Annotated in this window: 21 protein-coding genes; 11 read left to right on the top strand and 10 right to left on the bottom strand. The window is 53.2% G+C overall.

Features of this window, described 5'->3' with window-relative positions:
* Window positions 1-246 precede the first annotated feature (246 nt).
* Both H924_RS12350 and H924_RS12345 read left to right on the top strand, forming a co-directional pair.
* Window positions 247-1,008: a glycerophosphodiester phosphodiesterase family protein gene (locus H924_RS12350; RefSeq protein WP_015652299.1), complete on the top strand. Its 762-nt coding sequence runs from the start codon at window positions 247-249 to the stop codon at window positions 1,006-1,008.
* Window positions 992-1,906 (top strand): DUF5926 family protein, encoded by a 915-nt coding sequence (locus H924_RS12345; RefSeq protein ID WP_015652298.1) that lies wholly within the window; start codon window positions 992-994, stop codon window positions 1,904-1,906. The genes H924_RS12350 and H924_RS12345 overlap by 17 nt, the downstream gene beginning before the upstream one ends.
* Window positions 1,907-1,973: 67 nt before the next feature.
* On the opposite strand, the gene H924_RS12340 is transcribed toward H924_RS12345, so the two are convergent.
* The 6 genes from H924_RS12340 to H924_RS12315 all read right to left on the bottom strand — a co-directional run bounded on the left by H924_RS12340 (window position 1,974) and on the right by H924_RS12315 (window position 8,463).
* Entirely contained in the window at window positions 1,974-3,185 is a 1,212-nt protein-coding gene (locus tag H924_RS12340; RefSeq protein WP_015652297.1) for a DUF3500 domain-containing protein, read from the bottom strand.
* 307 nt (window positions 3,186-3,492) lie between these two features.
* Window positions 3,493-3,867 (bottom strand): hypothetical protein, encoded by a 375-nt coding sequence (locus H924_RS12335; RefSeq protein WP_015652296.1) that lies wholly within the window; start codon window positions 3,865-3,867, stop codon window positions 3,493-3,495.
* Window positions 3,868-4,010: 143 nt separating this feature from the next.
* A complete protein-coding gene (locus H924_RS12330) occupies window positions 4,011-5,225 on the bottom strand; it encodes an LCP family protein (protein ID WP_081602486.1) in 1,215 nt (404 codons plus the stop codon).
* A gap of 143 nt (window positions 5,226-5,368) precedes the next feature.
* On the bottom strand, window positions 5,369-6,151 hold the full coding sequence (locus tag H924_RS12325; protein WP_015652294.1) for a class C sortase: 783 nt from the start codon (window positions 6,149-6,151) through the stop codon (window positions 5,369-5,371).
* Between the two features lie 420 nt (window positions 6,152-6,571).
* Complete coding sequence (locus H924_RS12320) at window positions 6,572-7,327, bottom strand: CPBP family intramembrane glutamic endopeptidase (RefSeq protein WP_015652293.1); 756 nt, start codon at window positions 7,325-7,327, stop codon at window positions 6,572-6,574.
* Entirely contained in the window at window positions 7,324-8,463 is a 1,140-nt protein-coding gene (locus tag H924_RS12315) for an amidase (protein WP_015652292.1), read from the bottom strand. Before H924_RS12315 ends, H924_RS12320 begins: the two co-directional genes overlap by 4 nt.
* Window positions 8,464-8,502: 39 nt before the next feature.
* Here H924_RS12315 and pheA point away from each other — a divergent pair, with 39 nt between their 5' ends.
* Together pheA and H924_RS12305 are read left to right on the top strand one after the other, a co-directional pair.
* On the top strand, window positions 8,503-9,447 hold the full coding sequence (gene pheA, locus H924_RS12310) for a prephenate dehydratase (protein WP_015652291.1): 945 nt from the start codon (window positions 8,503-8,505) through the stop codon (window positions 9,445-9,447).
* 6 nt (window positions 9,448-9,453) lie between these two features.
* Window positions 9,454-10,128 (top strand): histidine phosphatase family protein, encoded by a 675-nt coding sequence (locus H924_RS12305; protein WP_015652290.1) that lies wholly within the window; start codon window positions 9,454-9,456, stop codon window positions 10,126-10,128.
* 5 nt (window positions 10,129-10,133) lie between these two features.
* On the opposite strand, the gene H924_RS12300 is transcribed toward H924_RS12305, so the two are convergent.
* The 3 genes from H924_RS12300 to H924_RS12290 are packed head-to-tail and all read right to left on the bottom strand — an operon-like array spanning window position 10,134 to window position 12,456.
* On the bottom strand, window positions 10,134-10,478 hold the full coding sequence (locus H924_RS12300) for a metallopeptidase family protein (protein WP_015652289.1): 345 nt from the start codon (window positions 10,476-10,478) through the stop codon (window positions 10,134-10,136).
* A complete protein-coding gene (locus H924_RS12295) occupies window positions 10,475-11,605 on the bottom strand; it encodes a septum formation family protein (RefSeq protein WP_211208103.1) in 1,131 nt (376 codons plus the stop codon). The genes H924_RS12300 and H924_RS12295 overlap by 4 nt, the downstream gene beginning before the upstream one ends.
* A gap of 35 nt (window positions 11,606-11,640) precedes the next feature.
* Window positions 11,641-12,456 carry a GntR family transcriptional regulator gene (locus H924_RS12290; RefSeq protein ID WP_015652287.1) on the bottom strand — a complete coding sequence of 272 codons (816 nt, stop codon included), beginning with the start codon at window positions 12,454-12,456 and terminating at the stop codon, window positions 11,641-11,643.
* Window positions 12,457-12,587: 131 nt separating this feature from the next.
* On the opposite strand from H924_RS12290, the gene serS reads away from it, so the two are divergent.
* Genes serS through glpK form a run of 4 tightly spaced genes read left to right on the top strand, consistent with a single transcriptional unit; the run spans window position 12,588 to window position 17,156 of the window.
* A complete protein-coding gene (serS, locus tag H924_RS12285; protein WP_015652286.1) occupies window positions 12,588-13,847 on the top strand; it encodes a serine--tRNA ligase in 1,260 nt (419 codons plus the stop codon).
* Window positions 13,848-13,867: 20 nt separating this feature from the next.
* Window positions 13,868-14,758, top strand: coding sequence for a lysophospholipid acyltransferase family protein (locus H924_RS12280; protein ID WP_081602505.1), 891 nt, complete (start codon window positions 13,868-13,870; stop codon window positions 14,756-14,758).
* Window positions 14,755-15,591 carry a Cof-type HAD-IIB family hydrolase gene (locus H924_RS12275; RefSeq protein ID WP_015652284.1) on the top strand — a complete coding sequence of 279 codons (837 nt, stop codon included), beginning with the start codon at window positions 14,755-14,757 and terminating at the stop codon, window positions 15,589-15,591. Before H924_RS12280 ends, H924_RS12275 begins: the two co-directional genes overlap by 4 nt.
* Before the next feature lie 35 nt (window positions 15,592-15,626).
* Window positions 15,627-17,156, top strand: a complete 1,530-nt coding sequence (gene glpK / locus H924_RS12270; protein WP_015652283.1) for a glycerol kinase GlpK — start codon at window positions 15,627-15,629, stop codon at window positions 17,154-17,156.
* 22 nt (window positions 17,157-17,178) lie between these two features.
* Here the strand turns inward: glpK and H924_RS14265 are convergent, their stop codons facing one another.
* Window positions 17,179-17,331 (bottom strand): hypothetical protein, encoded by a 153-nt coding sequence (locus tag H924_RS14265; protein ID WP_155861965.1) that lies wholly within the window; start codon window positions 17,329-17,331, stop codon window positions 17,179-17,181.
* Window positions 17,332-17,341: 10 nt separating this feature from the next.
* Here H924_RS14265 and H924_RS12265 point away from each other — a divergent pair, with 10 nt between their 5' ends.
* From H924_RS12265 to H924_RS12255, 3 genes are read left to right on the top strand one after another with little or no spacing between them, the layout of a single operon-like run.
* Window positions 17,342-18,820, top strand: coding sequence for a ferredoxin reductase family protein (locus tag H924_RS12265; RefSeq protein WP_081602485.1), 1,479 nt, complete (start codon window positions 17,342-17,344; stop codon window positions 18,818-18,820).
* Between the two features lie 16 nt (window positions 18,821-18,836).
* Complete coding sequence (locus H924_RS12260; RefSeq protein WP_015652280.1) at window positions 18,837-19,313, top strand: FMN-binding protein; 477 nt, start codon at window positions 18,837-18,839, stop codon at window positions 19,311-19,313.
* The gene (locus H924_RS12255; RefSeq protein WP_015652279.1) at window positions 19,313-20,071 is read left to right on the top strand and encodes an FAD:protein FMN transferase; all 759 of its coding nucleotides are present in this window, start codon (window positions 19,313-19,315) and stop codon (window positions 20,069-20,071) included. Before H924_RS12260 ends, H924_RS12255 begins: the two co-directional genes overlap by 1 nt.
* Window positions 20,072-20,091: the final 20 nt, after the last annotated feature.

Here is a 20,091-nt window from a genome sequence, read left to right as displayed (position 1 = left end):
GGACATACTGCCGCGCAGGCCCTGCCCAAACCTCCACCCGAACCTCGGATTCAATACCTCGGAAGGAGTACTGAATCCGAGGTTTTTTGCGTCCTTCCGAGGTATTGAATCCGAGGTCTTTGCAGTCCGCAGCAGGTTTTCCACCTTGTGCTGCAAATTCTGGCAAATGGGTGAATACTAAAGAGGAGGAAAACCTCGCTGGCCAAAGATGGGCGTATCGGCCCAGGCGTAGGAGAGACGTGACCAATGAAAATCATCGCGCACCGTGGGTTGTCATCTCGCTTCCCTGAACTAACTGAATCGGCATTCCGTGCAGCTTTAGAGTTACCTATCCATGGCATTGAAACCGATGTTCGCCTTAGTAAATGCGGTGAAGTTGTCAACATTCATGATCCCATCGTGGACCGCGTATCAGATGGCTTTGGCCGGGTGTCCAAGTTGAACCTGGAAGAACTGCTGGACCTCAACTTTGGCACCAAAGAAACACCTGAAAAAGTGCTCACCCTAAATAATTTGCTGGATATTTTAGGAGACTATCCAGATAAGCACATTTACATTGAGACCAAACACCCTATGCGCTATGCCATCATGCTGGAAGAAGAAGTAACCAAGATTTTGCGCTACCGCGGTTTGGAAAAAGATCCGCGGATTCACATTATTTCCTTCGCATTGCCAGCAATCCAGCGCATGTCACGCCTGGCCCCTGAGCTGGATCGCATTCATTTGCGTAGGTCTTGGGAACGTTGGGGAAATCCGGGCGATCATAGGTGCGGAACGCCCACCGGTTTGGGTGTGTCAATTGAGCGTGCCAAGGTGGATCCCAAGCTTATTGGAGCCAAGGGTTTGCCTACTTATTTGTTTACGGTGGATAAGCAAAAAGATATGCAGTGGGCACTGGAACATGGTGTGGATATGTTGGCTACCAATTATCCTGAGCGCGCTGTGGAGCTTTTGAAAGCAGCACCGCAGCCTCCCATGTACGCTAATGCGCATGGCAAAGAAGAATAAGAAGAATGAGCAGTTGCCTGATGGCATGAGTCGTCGTCAAGCAAAACTGGCAGCCCGCGCCGCTGAGCGCGCTGCCCTGGACCGCGAACCTCGCCCGTTTGCGGGACTAAAGATGGAATCTCAGCTGGTTGCGCTGCAGGAATTTATCCCCTCCGCAACGGCTCCCATCACCATCGCTGGAACCGATCGCAAGGTGACCCTGTGCACCGTGCTGCCGGGTGCAGCTGCTGCATTGGTGCGCGATGAGTCCTATGGTGGCGAGGCTTTTGTGGCTTTGCAGCAGGCTGTGCGCTCCAACAATCCAGGCAAAGACCTGGCCTTTGCCCTTAACTGGGTGAAAAACGCCGAAGCTGGTCAGTCCTTGGCGTTGGCGACCGCCGACGGCACCCAGCCAGAACTGTCTGAGCTTCTCGACGCCTCCCTCACCCTGGATATCACCGCTCACCAGGACTTCAACTGGTGGTTGGCAGAAAATGACAACGTCTCCCCTGAGGTTGCCCAGCACATGCAGGCAGCTAATGAATCTATCCTTCCTTCTTTTGAGGTTGAGGCAGAGGTTCCAGGTGCTGTGTGGTGGGTTAACCCAGGTGGCAAGGCTCATATCCGTTGGGTCCGCACCGAGGACGAGGGCGCTTTGCTCAATGCTTTGGCGCGCATCGCAGCCCGCGATGAGCTCAAGCTTGGTGAGGAAACCAAGTTTGCTGGCGCTTTCCGTACCCACGGCATTGTAGTTCCAGTGTGGGATTTGGACACCGAGCGTCCACATACTGACTACGCCGCAGATGTGGAAGCACTCAATAAGAAGATTGAGGCTGAGCTGGAAAATGATGCACAGCTTAATGCTGATGAGCGTCGTCAGCTGGAGAACATCAAGTCCCGTCAGGTGACTATTCGCTAAAAGAAACTAAAGGCCTATGCTGCAGATTATTTTCTGCAGCATAGGCCTTTATTGCGCCTGAAACTTCTTAGGCAGCCGGTGCGGTGCCAGTCATATCGCCTGCGCCGGGGCCGCCACTCATGCTGGCTTCACCCTGGGTGACAGAGTTGGCATAGTCATTGGTGGGATCGCGGTAGATGGAGTGAATGTGGCCCCAACCTGCGGTAACTACGCCACTAATGTCGGCACCTGCAGAACCGTTCTGGTTGGCGAACTCAATGTAGACCTTTGGTCCACTGATCTGGAAGTAGATTCCTTCACCGGTGCTGGTGTCATAGCTGGTAGCACCAGACCAGTTGATGTAGGTGTCATCCAAGGTCTCGCTGATGGCAGCAAGTTCTTCCGTGGTGGTCTCGGTGTCAGCAAGGCCGACCCAGTTGGAGATGAGCTCAAGCAGTAGATCCTTTTGCTCGTCGGTGAGGTCAGAACCCTTCAGGCCAGTGCCAGTTGGGTAATCGCAGGTGCCACCTGGTGCGCAGACCATGGTTGCTACTTCTTCACTTTGGTAAAGGGAAGCAAGCTGTTCTTCGGTGAGGCTGTCATAGAAGTTGAAAGCATCTTCATAGGTGGCGTCAAAAGCGCTGACGGTTTCGCCCTCACTATTTACCCATTCTGCTGGCTGAACGCCGAGGTGGGTAGGGGCAAAGGTGATGTCGCCGCCAGAGAAGGTGGCGTTGATGCCGATGTGGTGGCCACCGAATTGCACGGACCAGTATTCAGAAGTGGAGGGGCTGCCGTAGAAGGCGATGTAGTACTGGCCGAGGGAATCTTCAGATGAGGTACTTGCATCATTGAGGTATTGATCGCCTGCCATGATGTCTTCAATTTGCTGGTAGGCATCGTCGTTTAGCAGGGACTTGAGCACATTGAGGGCTGCTGCTTGCTGCTCCTCGGTGAGGTCATTGAGGTTAAGTCCGGCGCGCTCGACGAAGGTGACCGGATAATTGGACCAGGTGGTTGACTTATTTTCATCGGTGAAGTCATAGAGCAGGGTGTCTTGCTGCTCAGTGCTCAAGGTGGTGATGAATGCCTCGGCAGCTGCGGTGGTATCAGCGATAGTGCCGGCGGTGGTATCGGAGGATCCAGTGGAGGCGGTCTGTGTGGTCGCAGAAGATGTGGAAGAGGAGGTGGAAGTGGAGGCATCTGCAGAAGTGGTATCTGCAGCGGATGAACAGCCAACAAGGGCGACGGAGCCGAGGAGGAAGCTGGCGATCACGGTGGGGATGAATTTCTGGCGCATGAGCAATACTTTAAAGCGCTTTGATGAGTGGATCGTGAGAGCTAATGGCGAAGCTTCTAGGGGGTTTCAGATAGTTCACCGTACACTTACTGAATGGTTACTGTGAGTGTTGAGCTGGGGAAACCTTTTCTCGGGAGTGTCTTCATTTCTCAAAGCTGTGGTGGGTTTTGGATTGGAACGGTAGCTCAAAATGAAAGAGCCTTGTACTGAAGTTCAAAGAACAACAGCACAAGGCTCACATATATGCGTCAAATTTTTATTTAGTTGGTGTTATGGGACTGGTTCATACTTACCAGGTATTCACGCACTACACATTGAAAAGTGAAATGGTGGATTCTGCTGCGGCTTTGTTTTCCGCATTGAAGTCATAAAGAAGAGTGTTTTGTTTTGCCACATCCAAGGCAGTGGCTGAAGATTCAACTTCCTTGGAAGGTGCAGGGTTGACTTCTGATGAAATTACAGAGGAGGAGCTGCCTGCGGAAGTATGTTCTGCCCCTCCCGCATGACTGCCTTCGGAGTTACCCGCAGCGTTTCCTTCGGAAGAAGTGTAGGTAGGGGTAGATGTCATCACGGAGGAGACGGTGGGTGCAGAGGTAGCGGTAGTGGTGGAACAACCAACAAGAGCGACCGAGCCGAGTAGGATGCCGGCGATCGCGGAGGGGGTAAGTTTCTTCTGGCGCATGAGCACCACCTTAAAGCGCGTTCTTAGGTGGAACGTGGATGCTTGTTTGCAAGCTTCTAGGGAAGTGAATGTGGTTCCCTAGAAGCTAACTGGGCGATTCCTGTGAGCGACACGCTGGGTTAAACCCGCCCAAACACCCAGCCTTAACGCATCTGCTCAAACAGTGCCTCAGAACCAACATCATCCCAGATAGCAACATTGCCCACGTCATAATCTTCAAAGTAGGCAATAGGAATAGTCTCGGTCTTAATTCCACCGCGCATCGCTAGCACCATGCGTGCCAAATGCCAGACGTGATCACCATCGCCCACGCTAAACGTACTCACTGCATTGCTGATCATGGGGAAGAAGCGGAAAGGATTAAGCAGGGTTGCGGGGGAGGTCGCGGTGCTAAGCAGCGCAGAGAAGAACTCGCGTTGGCGCACCACACGGTCCAAATCGCCGAGGGCAGTGGCGCGGGTGCGTACATAACCCAGTGCGGTTGCCCCATCAAATTCTTGACATCCGGCTTGGATGTCCAGGTTTGCTAGCGGATCTTGAATAGGCTCAGCCGGACACATTTCGACACCACCCACGGAATCGACCATATTGGCAAGTCCACCCATGCCGATTTCCGCATAGTGATCAATTCGCAGTCCGGTAGCTTCCTCCACAGTTTGAGTCAGCAATTCCGGCCCGCCTACGCTAAAGGCAGCATTAACCTTATCCATGCCCCACCCTGGGATATTTACATAAGAGTCACGCGGGATCGACATCAACGTCGCCTCCCCGGTGGTGGGCAGATGCAGCAGCATAATGGTGTCGGTACGTCCCACACCGATATCGCCACCGGTTCCCAAACGCGCAATATCTTCATCGCTCAATCCTTGGCGGGAATCTGAACCCACCAGCAGCCAGTTGGTGCCGGCAGTATTGCTAATTTGCTCAGCTGGCGTGGCGTCCACTCGGTTGAGTTGCGAATCCGCCCACAGCGCCACCACCACACTCAGTACCAAGACCGCAACCAGCACAAGTCCGATGGAACCTAAACAGCCACGGGGCTTAAAATTAAACGCTTTTCGACGTCGCCCGCCACCCGCAGGTGGCGCGGGTGGGCTGGCGATGATCGGTGGCTGGGGGCGTAAATGCCCAATTTGGCCAGGTTGTTGAGGCACATACTGCTGCCTCGGTGGTGTTTGACGAGGTGGCCCGGACTGAAAAACACGAGTCTCATTAACCGGAGGTGGCGGTGTCTGACGCGGGGTGCGTGGAGGGTTCGGGCGCTGTGGTTGACGCGCTCGAACCGGCCGACCAAAACGATCGACAATGGGGCGGCCCTGACTATCCCGGGCGATATCGCCTTGTCCTGGTGAATCCATGTTTAATACAGTAGCGCCTACCGGACTACCTAAGCATTAAGAAGTTCCGCTGGTGGTTCCTCTTGCCTTAGTTTGCGGCCGCGCAACGTGGCCCATAGTGCGATCAAAATAATCAATGCGATGATTGCCAAGTCCAATTTCATTCACCATGACAATTGCAGTTGCCAACCGCTTGGAACTTCATCCTCAGTAATAGGGGAGTAGTCACGTACTGCTGTTACTAACAAACGGTCAGAATTAATGCCATAAGGAGTACAGGTAATCAAGACGATCTTGTCTACACCAGGTTCATAGGTAACAGCCTCATAATGCTCGGGCTTCACCACCTGCGATCCAGTCATGCGGTAGCGCAGCTTTTCACCCAGCACACTGATATAAACCGGCTGGCCTTCTTTAAGTTTGCCCAGGTTATCGAACATACTGGCATTAACCATGCCAGTATGGGCAGTAATTACCGAGGTTGAACTATCCTCGCCAATGGGCAGATCCGAGTTATACATATGCCCCGCACCACGATAAAGAATCCCCTCAGTGGTGCCGTGGTAGATGGGCAAATCAATACCCACATCTGGGATCTGAATACGAGCCATCGTTTCTGACTGGTCACTGCTCAAAAGCTGCTGCTTATAGTCCTGGTAGATAGGATCCTCAGGATCTTCCTTACGTACTGGGTGATCCGTTGCCCACAATTCCGCGTTATAGTCCGAAGCCCGTTGGCGTAGCTGCTCAATAATTTCTGGGGTGGCAGCTTCACCTACTTCTTCGTCATAACGGCGTGCTGCTTCACTATTTTGATAGTCCGCAAGCACTGTTGCCACGATGGGATAAAACAGGACTGCCAGACTAATTATGAGCAGGATCAAGGAGGTAATGCGAGATCCTTTACCCGCACTACTCCTGGGTGCTTCTTTACGATGCCGAGACATTTACTGCCTCCTGCTCCTGATGTACATGATCACAGCGCTAAGTGCTGCTAGAATTCCCCGACCCAAAACCCACACTAAACTGGTGCGGCCGGTCTCTGGAAGCATAACCTCTAATACAGCATCATTTGCATCGGGATAAAGGTTGGTGGCAGTAAGCAGTCAAGCCAAGATTGACCAAAAATGTTCCTGCATTTGAATAAGTTCCATCGTGGCTATCGGGCAAGGTGATTGCTGTGGCTGTAACTACCCCCGAAACAAGGGGACCGCTGTATGGCCTGGGCTCAAAAGTGGCCCAGGCCATACTTTTTACATGAGAAAATATATATTAAACCTGCAGTTTCGAACTTCTTAAAAATCGACTGTATATTCGACAGCTAATTTTTATGAGTTTTTACCTATTTATGTATTTAGCGTTGAGTGTTATAAACCCAACCAACTTAAATTCCCACCAATGGCCGAATAGCCCACAAAAGCCACGGCATCGATTAGAAAATGCGCGATCACCAAAGGCCAAACCTTGCCGCTGCGCTGATAAAAATACGCAAAAACTACGCCCATGATGATATTGCCAAAGCCGGCAGATACACCTTGGTAAAGGTGATAAGAACCGCGCAACACCGCAGAGGCCACAATTATCCAGGGAATACTCCAACGCAGTTGGCGCAGACGAGTAGATAACCACAACACCACCACAATCTCTTCACCAAAGGCATTGGCAGCAGACCACACCAGCAGCACGGGGATCTCCCACCAGCTCTCCAACGTGGTGGGAACAACCTCTTTGGAAAACCCCACATGCACCGCACTGGCATAGAAAATAAGCCCTGGGATTCCAATGAGAGCTGCAAGCCCCATGCCCCAGCCCACATCACGCACTTGAATACCGCGGAAAGCTTGGCCAAGCAGGTAGATCGCTAAGGCGCCCCAACCAAAAAGTACTCCGGCAGAACATAATTGCAGGGCCAGATCCAACCAGGCGGAGTTGGCAAGGGAGGTGTTGAGCGCCACGGACTGCTCATTAAGCGCTACAGGGGATAGGAGATCATCAATAAGCCGTAGCAAAGAGCGCAACCCACTCATGCCAAAGGTGATGCCAAGAACTATAAGAATCTCCAGCTTGATGCGCCTGGAGGAAATTACTGGATTACCCTTTGCCGAGGTAGCCAAATCACTCATCTTTGAGCCTCCTCAAGAGCTGCCGCCAACCCCAAAATATCGGCATTATCAGCACGAATAGCACCCAAGTGAATACCCACCCCATTTACCGGAACACTAATGGCAGCACCACCGGTCATATTAAAAAGCGTGGCCCAAGGTGTCCAATGGGTTTGAGCAAGGAAGTCCTGTTCCGGGGAAAGCGATGAAAAATAGCCAATGGCAGGCGGGCTAAAAGCAAGCGTTGGGCTTAATAAAACATCAATATCCCAGGCCTCCAGTACATGCTCACGCACTGAATCAAAGCCTGCAATACAGGTTGCGCGTTGTTCTGCAGACAAGCCCCGACCTGAAGCAACCAACCACTTAACCAATGCACTGCCAGGTTGGGCAATCGCCGCAGACTTCATCATGAGCACCTCGGTATAAGCCTCAAAAGCCCAGGGACCATAGGGAAGTGGCACCGAAACCACCTCATGGCCTGCCTTTTCAAAAAGTCGAGCTACTTCCTCCACGGTGTCTAAAAAAGCTCCATGTACTGCGGCAGGAGCATGAATAGGATCAGCTAACACCCCAATTCGCAATACCCGCCGGCGTGGTTGTAAGGCATAAAGGCGCGCTTGGGTGGCTACATCTCGAGTAATAAAACCCTGGGTGGCAGGGTTACCACCGCGGGAATCATGGGCGGGTTTAAACCCGACCAGCCCGCAGGCTGCAGCAGGAACCCGGATGGAACCGCCACCGTCTGAGGCATGGGCCGCGTCGACAAGCGCACGTGCCACAGCAACCGCCGCCCCACCCGAAGAGCCGCCCGGGGTATGGCCAGGGAACAGGGGATTTTCCGGCGCCGGCATACCCACCGGCTCACAATAAGCCGTCATGCCCAGCTCACTGGTTTGGGTTTTGCCCGCGATAATCGCGCCACGATCAATCAGATTCTGAATAAAAGGGTCCGTGGTCTGCGCCACCGTGCGCCGCGCGCTATTGCCCAAAGAGGTAGGCATCCCAGCAACATCGTTGAGGTCTTTAGCAGGGATAATCATCCCATCTAGTGGGCCTTTTCCGTGGCCGGCGGTGATATGGGGATCAAACCAGGCAAAACCGTGTTCGGCAGGGGTGAGTTTTGCAAGGCGGCGAGCAAGTTGGGCAACGGACATGAACACCCACCATAGTGGCGCGGGTTAAGCTGTGTAACCATGAGTGACGCACAAACAGTTGTGGCCTATTTGGGGCCAGCAGGAACCTTTACCGAAGCTGCCCTCTATAAATTTGCCGACGCCGGCGTATTTGGCAGCAACCCCATTGTGACGCTACCGCTGAACTCCCCCCAACAGGCAGTCGACGCCGTGCGCGAAGGCACCGCCGCCTTTGCGGTAGTCGCCATTGAAAACTTTGTGGACGGCCCCGTCACCCCCACCTTCGACGCCCTTGACCAGGGCTCTTCCGTGCAAATCATTGCCGAAGAGGAACTCGACATTGCCTTTTCCATCATGGTTGCACCGGGAAAGACGCTTGTCGACGTAAAAACGCTGGCTACCCACCCAGTTGGGTATCAGCAAGTGAAAAACTGGATGGCCAGCCACATCCCGGAGGCACAGTATGTGCCCGCCAGCTCAAACGCAGCAGCTGCCCAATTAGTAGCCGAAGGTGGCGCCGATGCTGCAGCCGCCCCAGAAAGAGCAGCAGCACTCTTTGGTCTGGAACGCCTTGCCGATGATGTTGCCGATGTCCGCGGTGCTAAAACCCGCTTTGTAGCAGTTCAAGCCCGCACCGCAGTTCCTACAGCTACCGGCCATGACCGCACCTCCGTGGTCTTTTCCCTGCCCAATGTGCCAGGCAGCCTGGTTACCGCACTTAATGAATTTGCCATCCGCGGTGTGGATCTCACCCGCATCGAGTCCCGCCCCACCCGCAAGATTTTTGGCACCTACCGCTTCCACCTGGACGTCGTAGGCCATATTCACGATATTCCCGTCGCCGAAGCACTGCGCGCGCTCTACCTACACGCCGAAGACCTCGTATTCCTGGGCTCTTGGCCATCCAACCGCAGCGGCGATAGCGCGCCGGGCGCAGATCAACTGGCTAGACTACGCAAAGCAGATGAATGGGTACGCGCCGCCAGCGCTGGAAAGGAGCTTTAGAACAACATGGCCGGAAGAATCATTTTGCTCAGGCATGGGCAAACTCACAACAACGTAAAACACCTGCTTGATACCCGCCCACCGGGAGCAGAACTTACTGAACTCGGCCGCCAGCAGGCCCTCGACGTAGGCCATGAACTAGCCAACTATTCCGGCGAACGCCTCTCCCACGTTTATAGCTCCATTGTGCTGCGCGCCCAGCAAACCGCCGTGCTGGCAACCTCCACCTTTGAAAAAGCCCGCGATCTTCCCGTTGGCAGCGTGCCTTTAGATGTCGTCTCCGGCATTCATGAAATCAACGTGGGAGATTTTGAAATGCGCGGTGATGAACAAGCGCATATGCACTATTCCACCGCCCTCAACGGTTGGCTCCACGGTGACCCCGCAGCAGCATTGCCCGGTGGTGAAACCTACCAAGACGTGCTGAATCGCTATCAGCCCACCTTGGATGAGATTATGGACAGCCATGATCTTGATGAAGACCGCGATGTTGCGATTGTCAGCCACGGCGCAGTGATCCGCATTGTGGCCACCCATGCCAGCGGCGTTGACCCCAGCTTTGCTTTTAACACCTACCTGGGCAATTGCCGCTATGTAGTTCTCGAGCCCAATGGCAAGAGCTTTGGGCAATGGGATGTGGTGCATTGGACGGGAAGTCCTTTGCCGGAGCTGAAGCGCTAAGGGGTTTAGGCATAACCGAGGCGGTGCAGATCCTCTTCATCGAGTCCAAAATAATGGCCGATCTCATGCAGTACCGTCACTCGCACCTGCTCAATTAATTGCTCTTCAGAATTGCAATAGCTTTTGAGCGCACCTTTATAAATGGTGATGGAATCCGGTAAACCACCATGATTAAAGGTGCGTTCAGGTAACGCCACCCCATTAAAAAGCCCCAGGATATAGGGGGAACGCGGGTGGAAATCCTCAATGAGGAACACCACATTGCGCAGATTATCTAAAAACTTCTGCGGGATTTGATCAAAGGCGAGATCGACAAGTTCCTCAAAACGCTCATCGCTCACGTCAATCATGGCGTATTGGCCTCCACTGGAGCTGCCACGGCAGCCGCATTTGCAGCAGTATCTGTGGTGGCGGAATCGCGAATTGGATCACGTGCTGGCTGTGGCGGTGGAACCGCACCATTGATGGTAAATCCACTGAGCGCCGAACCATTAAGCGTATTAAAGGTATCTTCGCCGGTGGTTGATGGAGACATCAAGTAGCAGTTCACACTATGAGATCCACCCAGCCACGAGTTGGATGTAATAGTGGGCCAGAACATTTGCAAAGTGGACTGGTAAACAGCTTCCTCAGAACCCAAATAATCAATGGCTGCCTGGGTACAGGTGGTGCCCAGGAAGTTATTTTGCTCATCGGTACTTGGCACACCCTGTGGGAAAGGCACTCCAAGGTTCACGGTGGACACGGCCTCTAGGTGGTGGTCTTCACCGCAATCAACTTCCTTAAACTCTGCGGAAGATTCCACTCGAATACACGCACCAGCATTAAAAACGCGGGCCTGATCATTGGCGGAAATTGGTCCAACCGCAATCTGCGGAGTACCAGAAGCATCAGTTACCTGCAGTCCACACAGCATTGTTCTATCGCCTGCAGCCCAAGCTTCTGCCGGTGGCAAAATTGGGGCAATGGTGTAGCGGCCGGAAGGATCAAAGCGGCCGTTTAGATAAGCCAAGGTTGGAGCCTGGCACAGCTCTTCGCGCAGTTGTGCCTGGCGGGTGAGGTTTGGCGGTTGCGCGTCTGGACCAAATTCTGAGCTGGGGTAGGTGGCTAGGTTTTCCCGCTCGGAGATTTCAAAGCGATGTTCTTGATCACAACTGACCTGCTCAAAGCCGGAAACCTGACCATTGTCATTTACTTCCCAAGTGGCGCACTGACCCACATCGGCGGTGGTAAAGGATGCCACAGCGGTGGTGGTTGCGGCACTGGACTGGGTGGAAACCGTAGCGTTTTGGGATTCTCCACCGGCGGTATCTTGAACGTTGTAGGAGTACATGCCAACAGCTGCCGTGGCCGCGAGTGCAGCCACAAGCATGGTTTGGGTAGCAGCTGCCGTGCGGAAGCTGCTGCCCCTAGCCCTTTTCTTTGGCGCTAGTGGTTCACCCTGTGGTGACTTTGAGGTATCAGTGAACGTACTCATGATTGACACCATCATGCCACGCATTGGCCTTCAAGTCAGAGATCTTCAGAGCGTGTGACCAAGGTTTTTAAAGAATAGCGATCAGTTCTATACAAAGAAACGCACCATTCCACGGGCTTTCCCCCCGAAACCGACTGCCGCAAGATCCGCAAAAGAGGTGAACCGGGGGTGACGTCGAGAAGCTTTGCAGTCTCTTCATCAGCGGCAACTGCGGTGACAGTCTGCTCAGCCTGGGTCACTGGAACACCATAAACCCGATCCAAAATGGAATACACCGAGTTATACACATCATTTTCCAAAAGGTCTGGTGTAAAAACTGAGTTGTACCAGCCATTATCAATGGCATAGGGGCGGCCATTGCCCAAGCGCAAACGCTTCAAGGTGATGTGCTGAGTGCCTCTTTCTGTACCAAAAAAGTCAGAAATATCATCTGGGGCCGGGCCGCGGGAAGAACTTAAAATTTTGCTGCTGGCAGCTAGATTCTGAGCTGCCATTTCAGCAGAAAAAGAGGCCAAATGCAGGCGCGATACCAATGGTGAGTGCGCCACAAAAGTGCCTTTGCCACGCGCCCTTTTTAATCTGCCAGAGGCGACAAGATCACCAATGGCGCGACGTACCGTAATGCGGCTAACCCCATATTCTTCTTCCAAAACACGCTCACCAGGCAGCATATCTCCAGGTTGGAGCTGGGTGGTGCACAGTTCTTCCAAGATTTCCCGCAACTGTTGGTGTTTTGGGATATTGGGATCATTTAATAAACGATGGGGCAGATGCGGGGCAGCTGCGCCTTTTCCTGAAACCCCATGGGAATCGGTGGGGGTTCCGTCCTGGTTGTGGGTTTCCTCAGACATACTGATTACTCTAGCTGATCTGGTCATAACCAGGTGTGCTCTTGGGGTGTGAAGTTTTTTAGTGAGCAGAAGTTTGGGGGAAACACAGCCTTACTCTCCACGGAGCTAAAGAGCACGGTAGATTATTCCTTATGATCGATCTGAAATTCCTCCGTGATAATCCGGACGTTGTTCGTGCCTCGCAGATCACTCGCGGGGAAGACCCTGCACTTGTAGATCAGCTAATTAGTGCTGATGAATCTCGGCGTGAAGCTATTAAAATCGCCGATGATCTTCGTGCTGAGCACAAAGCATTTGGAAAGAAGATCGGGCAGGCCTCTCCTGAGGAACGCCCTGCACTGCTGGAGAACTCTAATGACCTCAAAGCACGTGTAAAAGAAGCCGAAGAAGCACAGACCGCAGCCGAAGAAGCTGTCACTGCCCTGCAAATGAAGCTTTCCAACGTGGTCAGCGGTGCACCTGCTGGCGGCGAAGATGACTTCATTGTCTTGGAGACCATCGGCGAGCCACGCACCTTCGATTTTGAGCCTAAGGATCACCTAGAGCTCGGCGAGTCCCTCGGCCTTATTGATATGAAGCGCGGCACCAAGGTTTCTGGCGCTCGTTTCTACTACCTCACCGGTGATGGCGCCATGCTGCAGCTGGGCATGTTGATGCTCGCCGCCCAAAAGGCTCGCGAAGCTGGTTTTACCATGATGATTCCACCAGTGCTAGTCCGCCCAGAGATCATGGCAGGCACCGGATTCCTCGGCGCTCACGCAGAGGAAATCTACTACCTCGAGCGCGATGATATGTACCTAGTTGGTACCTCCGAGGTTGCTTTGGCTGGTTACCACAAGGATGAGATCATTGATCTCAGCGAAGGCCCTGTGAAATACGCTGGTTGGAGCTCTTGTTTCCGTCGTGAAGCAGGTTCCTATGGCAAGGACACTCGCGGCATTTTGCGTGTCCACCAGTTCGACAAGGTTGAGATGTTTGTCTACTGCAAGCCTGAAGAAGCAGAAGACATCCACCAGCAGTTGCTGCAGATGGAAAAGGAAATGCTCGCTGCAGTTGGCGTTCCTTATCGCGTGATTGACGTAGCTGGTGGAGATCTGGGATCCTCTGCTGCTCGTAAATTTGATACTGAGGCGTGGGTTCCAACCCAGGAGACCTACCGTGAGCTCACCTCTACCTCCAACTGCACCACCTTCCAGGCCCGTCGTCTGCAGACCCGTTACCGCGATGAAAATGGCAAGCCACAAATCGCTGCAACCCTCAACGGCACCCTCGCTACCACTCGTTGGCTGGTAGCAATTTTGGAAAATAACCAGCAGGCTGATGGATCGGTTATCGTTCCTGAGGCATTGCGCCCATTCGTGGGCAAGGATGTTTTGAAGCCAATTAAGTAGTCGGAGTTTTCATGGACAACATGGTTAAAAGGTATGGATTCTTTGTTGAAAAGGATCTGCCCAAGGTTCCACTGCACCCCAGTGAATCCCGGGAGCCTGTTTATGCGCGGATTATCATCAACGCAATTCGTGGCGTACTTAAAGCACAAGGGGTAAAAATCTACATCTTCGGCGCGGAAAATGTGCCAACCGAAGGTGGGGCCGTTTTTGCCATGAACCACACCGGATACTACGACTTCATCGTGGGTGGTATTCCGGCTTATGTCCGCGGCAAACGCCTGGTGCGTTTTATGGCCAAAAAGGAAATTTTTGATACCCCCATCGTCGGTTCGCTGATGCGCGCCATGAAGCATGTGTCGGTGGATCGCTCCGCTGGCGCTGGTTCCATGGAAGATGCACGCAAGCACCTAAACGATGGCCATTTGGTAGGTATTTTCCCCGAGGCTACGGTGTCACGTTCTTTTGAAATTAAGGAACTTAAAACCGGTGCTGTGCGCATTGCCGATAGCACCAACACTCCACTAATCCCGCTAATTATGTGGGGTAGCCAGCGCGTTATCACCAAAGACATTGACCCCAACCTGGGGCGCTCCCACACTCCAATTTTTGTGCGCGTTGGTGCCCCAATTGACCCCAGCGGCGACCCTGCCGCAGCCACTGAGCGCCTCTTCGAGGCGATGAAAACGCTTCTCGACGAAACCCGCCAGCAGTATGAGACAGAGTTTGGTCCATTCCCCGGTGGCGAACCTTGGCGACCAGAATCCTTAGGCGGTAGCGCTCCTTCATTGGAAAGAGCGAAACTGTTGGAGATCGCCGAGAAGGAACGTCGACAAGCAAAAAAAGCGGCCAAAAAAGCGCAAGGTGGCCGCAAAGGCCTGCTCGGGAAACTGCGCGGGTTCTTTAAAAAATGATCCTTCCTGGCCCAGCCCCCAAATTGGTGGCCACCGATGTTGATGGCACGCTCATTAATAGCTCCGAGCGAGTTCCGCAGCGCCTGCGTGAGGCGATCGCGCGGATGACGGCTGAGGGCGCCACTCTCGCGCTTTCTACCGGCCGGCCGGCACGCTGGATTTATAGCGTGCTTGATCAACTTTCGGTGCGTCCGGTGTGTGTTTGTGCCAATGGTGCGGTGCTTTATGATTCCGCCACCGATGAGATTATCGCAGCTCACACCCTTAGTCCCGAGGTTATGACGAAGGCCGTTATGGCTGCGCAGGAAGCCATGAAGGATTTTGGTGGGGTAGGGCTAGCTGCTGAACGCGCTGGAGTTTCCGCCTATGATCGCGCCCAGGATCTCTTTTTGGTGACCGAGGAATATAGTCATGCCTGGCCTTCCGTAGAACACGGCACAGTGTCAGAAGAAATGCTGCTTTCCGAGCCAGCCACCAAGTTATTGCTGCGTAGTGGTGTTCTGGAATCCAAGGAAATGTTTGACATTATCCGCCCTGCAATTCCAGTGGATCAAGCACATGTGACTTTCTCAATGTCCGGTGGCCTGCTGGAGATCGCAGCGCCTGGCGTGACCAAAGCTTTGGGTGTCTCCCTTTTGGCTGAGCGCCTGGGAATTGCGCAGGCAGACGTTATAACGTTTGGCGATATGCCCAATGATATTGAGATGTTGCAATGGGCTGGTCGTGGAATCGCCATGGGCAACGCTCGCCCAGAGGTGCAAGCGGTAGCTGATTATGTCACCGCCACCAATGATGAGGCTGGGGTGGCTGATGTTTTGGAATGGTGGTTTTAACAGCTAAATAGTGGAAGTCATGAAAAGATAAACGCATGACAACCACAAAGGCCAATTCTTTTATTGCAGCAATTGACCAAGGAACCACCTCCACTCGCTGCGTCTTTCTTGACCGCGCGGGCAACGTGGCAGCTTCTGCCTCCAAAGAGCATAAACAGATCTTCCCGCAGCGCGGCTGGGTGGAGCATGATGCTCTGGAAATCTGGAACAATGTGCGATCCGTGGTGAGCCAAGCCATGGCAGAGATCGACATTACGCCCTATGAAGTAGCCTCGGTGGGTCTGACCAACCAACGTGAAACCACCGTGGTGTGGAATAAACGCACTGGTCAACCCATCTATAACGCCATTGTGTGGCAAGATACCCGCACTGCAGATTATTGCAAGGAACTAGCAGGTGAAGAAGGCCAACAAAAGTGGCTAGACCGCACCGGCTTGTTGATTAACTCTTATCCGGCAGGCCCTAAAGTCACCTGGATTCTTAATAATGTAGAAGGAGCCCGCGAACTCGCAGAAAAGGGCGAGCTGCTTTTTGGCACCATCGATACGTGGTTGCTGTGGAATCTCACCGGTGGTGTGCGTGGTGATGATGGCGAAGAAGCCTTGCACGTCACCGATGTAACCAATGCATCGCGCACCTTATTAATGGATCTGCGTACCCAGCAATGGGATCCGGAACTCTGTGCAGCCTTGGATATTCCGATGTCCATGCTCCCTGAGATTCGTCCATCCATTGGTGATTTCCGCTCGGTGCGCCACCGTGGTTCCCTGGCGGATGTTCCCATCACCGGAGTTTTGGGCGACCAACAAGCTGCACTTTTTGGTCAAGGTGGTTTTGCGGCCGGAGATGCTAAAAACACCTACGGTACCGGCCTATTTTTGCTGATGAACACCGGCACAGAACTCAAGATTTCTGAGCATGGTTTGCTTTCTACCGTGGCTTATCAAATCCAGGGCAAGGATCCAGTGTTTGCACTGGAAGGATCAGTATCCATGGGTGGCTCCCTGGTGCAGTGGCTACGCGATAATCTGCAGATCATTCCCAATGCACCAGCTATTGAAAACCTCGCCCGTGAAGTTGAAGATAATGGCGGAGTCCATGTGGTTCCTGCATTTTCAGGACTTTTTGCACCACGCTGGCGTCCTGATGCCCGTGGCATTATCACTGGGCTGACCCGGTACGCCAACCGCAAACACATTGCGCGCGCTGTCTTGGAAGCAAATGCCTTCCAAACCCGCGAGGTCGTAGATGCGATGGCCAAAGACGCCGGAAAAACCCTGGAAACCCTCTGCGTTGATGGGGCCATGGTGGAAAATAGCTTGTTGATGCAAATGCAGGCTGATTTCTTGGGCATTAATGTGCAAAGGCTTGAGGATGTGGAAACAACTGCCGTGGGTGCCGCTTTTGCCGCCGGCCTGGGCTCTGGATTCTTTATTTCCATGGAGGAAATCTCGGAGCTTATTAAAGTGAAGCACGTGTGGAATCCGCAGATGGATGAAACCCAGCGCGAGGAGAAATTTGCCGAATGGAATAAGGCAGTCGAGTGTTCCTATGATCAGGCATAGACCTTCAAAGACTTTGGCTACCTTAATTTTCTAGCTGACTGAATGCCTGTTCAGGGGCTAGCCACAGGCTTTTTAGAGGGGTCAACCCAGCAATTTTTATATCCAGCAAGCTCACAAAAAACTTGCATATAACTTGCTGGGTCAGCCCCAGTAGTTTGGGAATTTTAGCGCTCATACTAATTCCCATGACAACAAACTTCACGACGGCCCCGGGTCTTTCCCACAGTGCGTCCGCCAATGCTGCCGTCACCCACACCAAGAGCGCTGAAAAGCGCCACGGTGGACACAAAACGCCCCTCACCCCACGCGCTAGGGCATTGCCTTCATGGTCGGCCTCTGTGGTTTATAGTGCTGCGTGGCTGGTTATGCTCTTTGTTCTTTATTTATGGACGCAGGCCGGCGGTGTGCAATCGCTACTTGATGATCCCGCTAGCTCTGAATCCCTTAATTCCCTCGGCAGGCTATTGGGCCTTATTGCCAGTGCTGCATTATTAATCCAGGTGCTGCTCATGGCGCGTATCCCCATCATGGAGGAAGCCCTCGGCCACGATTGCCTTACCTATATGCACCGCATTTTGGGCTTTAGCTCCTTCTTCCTCATACTGGCGCATATTGTCTTGGTGGTCTTTGCTCAAGTTGATTTGACCGACAACCCAGCCGTCGGATTTATTGCCACTTTCTGGGATATGACGTGGAATTATCCAGGCATGCTTATGGCGGTTGCTGGAACTGCGGCGTTGATCATGGTGGTGCTCACCAGTATCAAAGCAGCACGATCCTCCATGCGTTATGAAAACTGGCACCTTATTCACCTTTATGCCTATCTTGGTGTGGCTTTTGCTCAGCCTCACCAGTTGTGGACAGGTACCTCCTTCTTAAGCTCGCCACTGGCTCAAACTTTCTGGTGGGGCTTGTGGATCGCCTCCGCAGGATCGGTAATTGTGTACCGCCTGCTGCTACCTGCCTTTGTATCTTTAAGGCATGACCTCAGGGTGGAATCTATTAGCTTTCCAGCGGTACCCGGTGCAGAACCTTTGGTTCGGGTAGTTTTGCGGGGCCGCAAGTTGGATCGTATGCGTGTTGCCGGTGGGCAATTCTTTAACTTCCGCTTTGCCGGAGCTGGTGTAACCAGGGCTTTGCCACTTTCACTTTCGGCTGATCCAACTGCTGAGCGTTTGGAGATCACCGCAGCAGTACGGGGACCAAAAACCACCAGGTTGGCAAGCCTTAAACCAGGCACGCGGGTGTTTATCGAAGGCCCTTATGGTCGCTTCCATAAATATGCCAAGGCTTATACAAATACTGCTTTTATTGCCTCTGGTACCGGCATTATGCCGATTATCTCGCTGATGGAATCTATGGGTGAACAAGCTCGCGGTGCTGTACTTATTCTGCGCGCCGGCAATGTGGAAACCTCGCCATATTTTGCGCGCGTGCAACAGCTCACCCAGCAGCTCGGAGTGAAGGTAGTGGTCATGGGCGGTTCGCGGAAGGATCTGGCCTATAGGCCAGCGACACTAAGCCAAGCGTTTTCCAAAATTATTCCCAATATTGCGCGTACCGATGTTTTTATCTGCGGCTCAACAGGCTGGATGAATCTGGCTACCTCGGCTGCTCGCAAGGCGGGCGCAGGCACCATTCACGCTGAGAAATTCTCCATCTAACTTAAGGAAAAGAATCATGAAAAAGATCGCCTGGTGGCTGATGTCCACCCTCACTGCCTGCGTCCTAATTTTGGGATATCGCACCAGCTCTGCCACAGAACCTGCCCTCGTTTCTGAAACTGTGGCAGTAGGCCCCGCTGTTGCGGGTGGTGCAGACCCCGAAGAAACTACTGCAACTACAGCCGCCACAGCAGCGGAAACCACCGTGTCCAGCAATGATGGCACTTATACGGGAGTCTCGGCACCTACTAAATTTGGTCCGGTACAGGTGCAAATTACTGTTAGCGACGGCCAGATCACTGCCGTGGAAGCCATCGATTATCCGACCAGTAATGGCAAAGACCAGCAGATTAACTCCCGCGCTATCCCGAAGCTCAACCAAGAAGCAGTGGCTGCGCAGTCGGCAAATATCAACACCGTTTCTGGCGCAACCTATACCACCGATGGTTATATCACCTCCCTGCAATCAGCCATTGACCAGGCGGGACTCTAATGCAACCGTGGGTGCACGTGGAGCAGATTATGGGTCTGCCAATTTCCCTTCATGTGCGTGGCGTTGGGGAGCATCAGGGGTGCGTCGAAAAGCGCGCAACGGCGTTTTTTGAGCACCTGAAACGCGCTGACCACATCTTTTCCCTGTGGCGTCCGGACTCTGATATTTCGCGCTTAGCGCGCGGCGAGGTTGGCGTGGCCCAGCTAGATCCGCTGGTTAATAAGGTGTGGGAGCTGGCTGAGCACGCACAACAGGCCACCGAGGGTGCCTATTCCGCTTTTGGGCTTAGCGACGACTACCGCCCGATTATCAATGGAAAACACGTATCTGCCCATTTTGACCCCACTGGTTTGGTGAAGGGTTGGGCAGTGGAGGAAGCAGCGACGGCAGAGTTGGAGCGCCTGGTGGAACTAGGTATGAGTGTATGTGTCAATGCTGGTGGTGATGTATGGATGCGTACCGCGGAGAATGATCCGGAGGGCTGGAATGTAGGCATTGAAAATGCTGCCAATCCTCAAGAAATTGCCACCGTCATTAAGGTGCGTAATGGGGCGGTTGCTACCTCTGGAACCTATGCGCGTGGTCAGCATATTTATTCGCCTTTGTTGGATATGCCAGCGCCGTGGGAGGGTTCTTTAACAGTTAGCGGGCCAACGCTGACCTGGGCAGATATTTGGGCAACGGCCGCTTTTGCTAGCCCGGAAGTTACGCCTGATCATGGCTGCACGGTGGTAATTGATCAGCGAAAGGCATACTAAAACCCCGCTGCCTCAGGGAA

The sequence above is a fragment of the Corynebacterium callunae DSM 20147 genome (genome assembly GCF_000344785.1).
GTDB classification, from domain to species: domain Bacteria; phylum Actinomycetota; class Actinomycetes; order Mycobacteriales; family Mycobacteriaceae; genus Corynebacterium; species Corynebacterium callunae.
The sequence above is the reverse complement of the archived record's forward strand: the minus strand, read 5'-3'. Positions and strand labels throughout refer to the sequence as shown.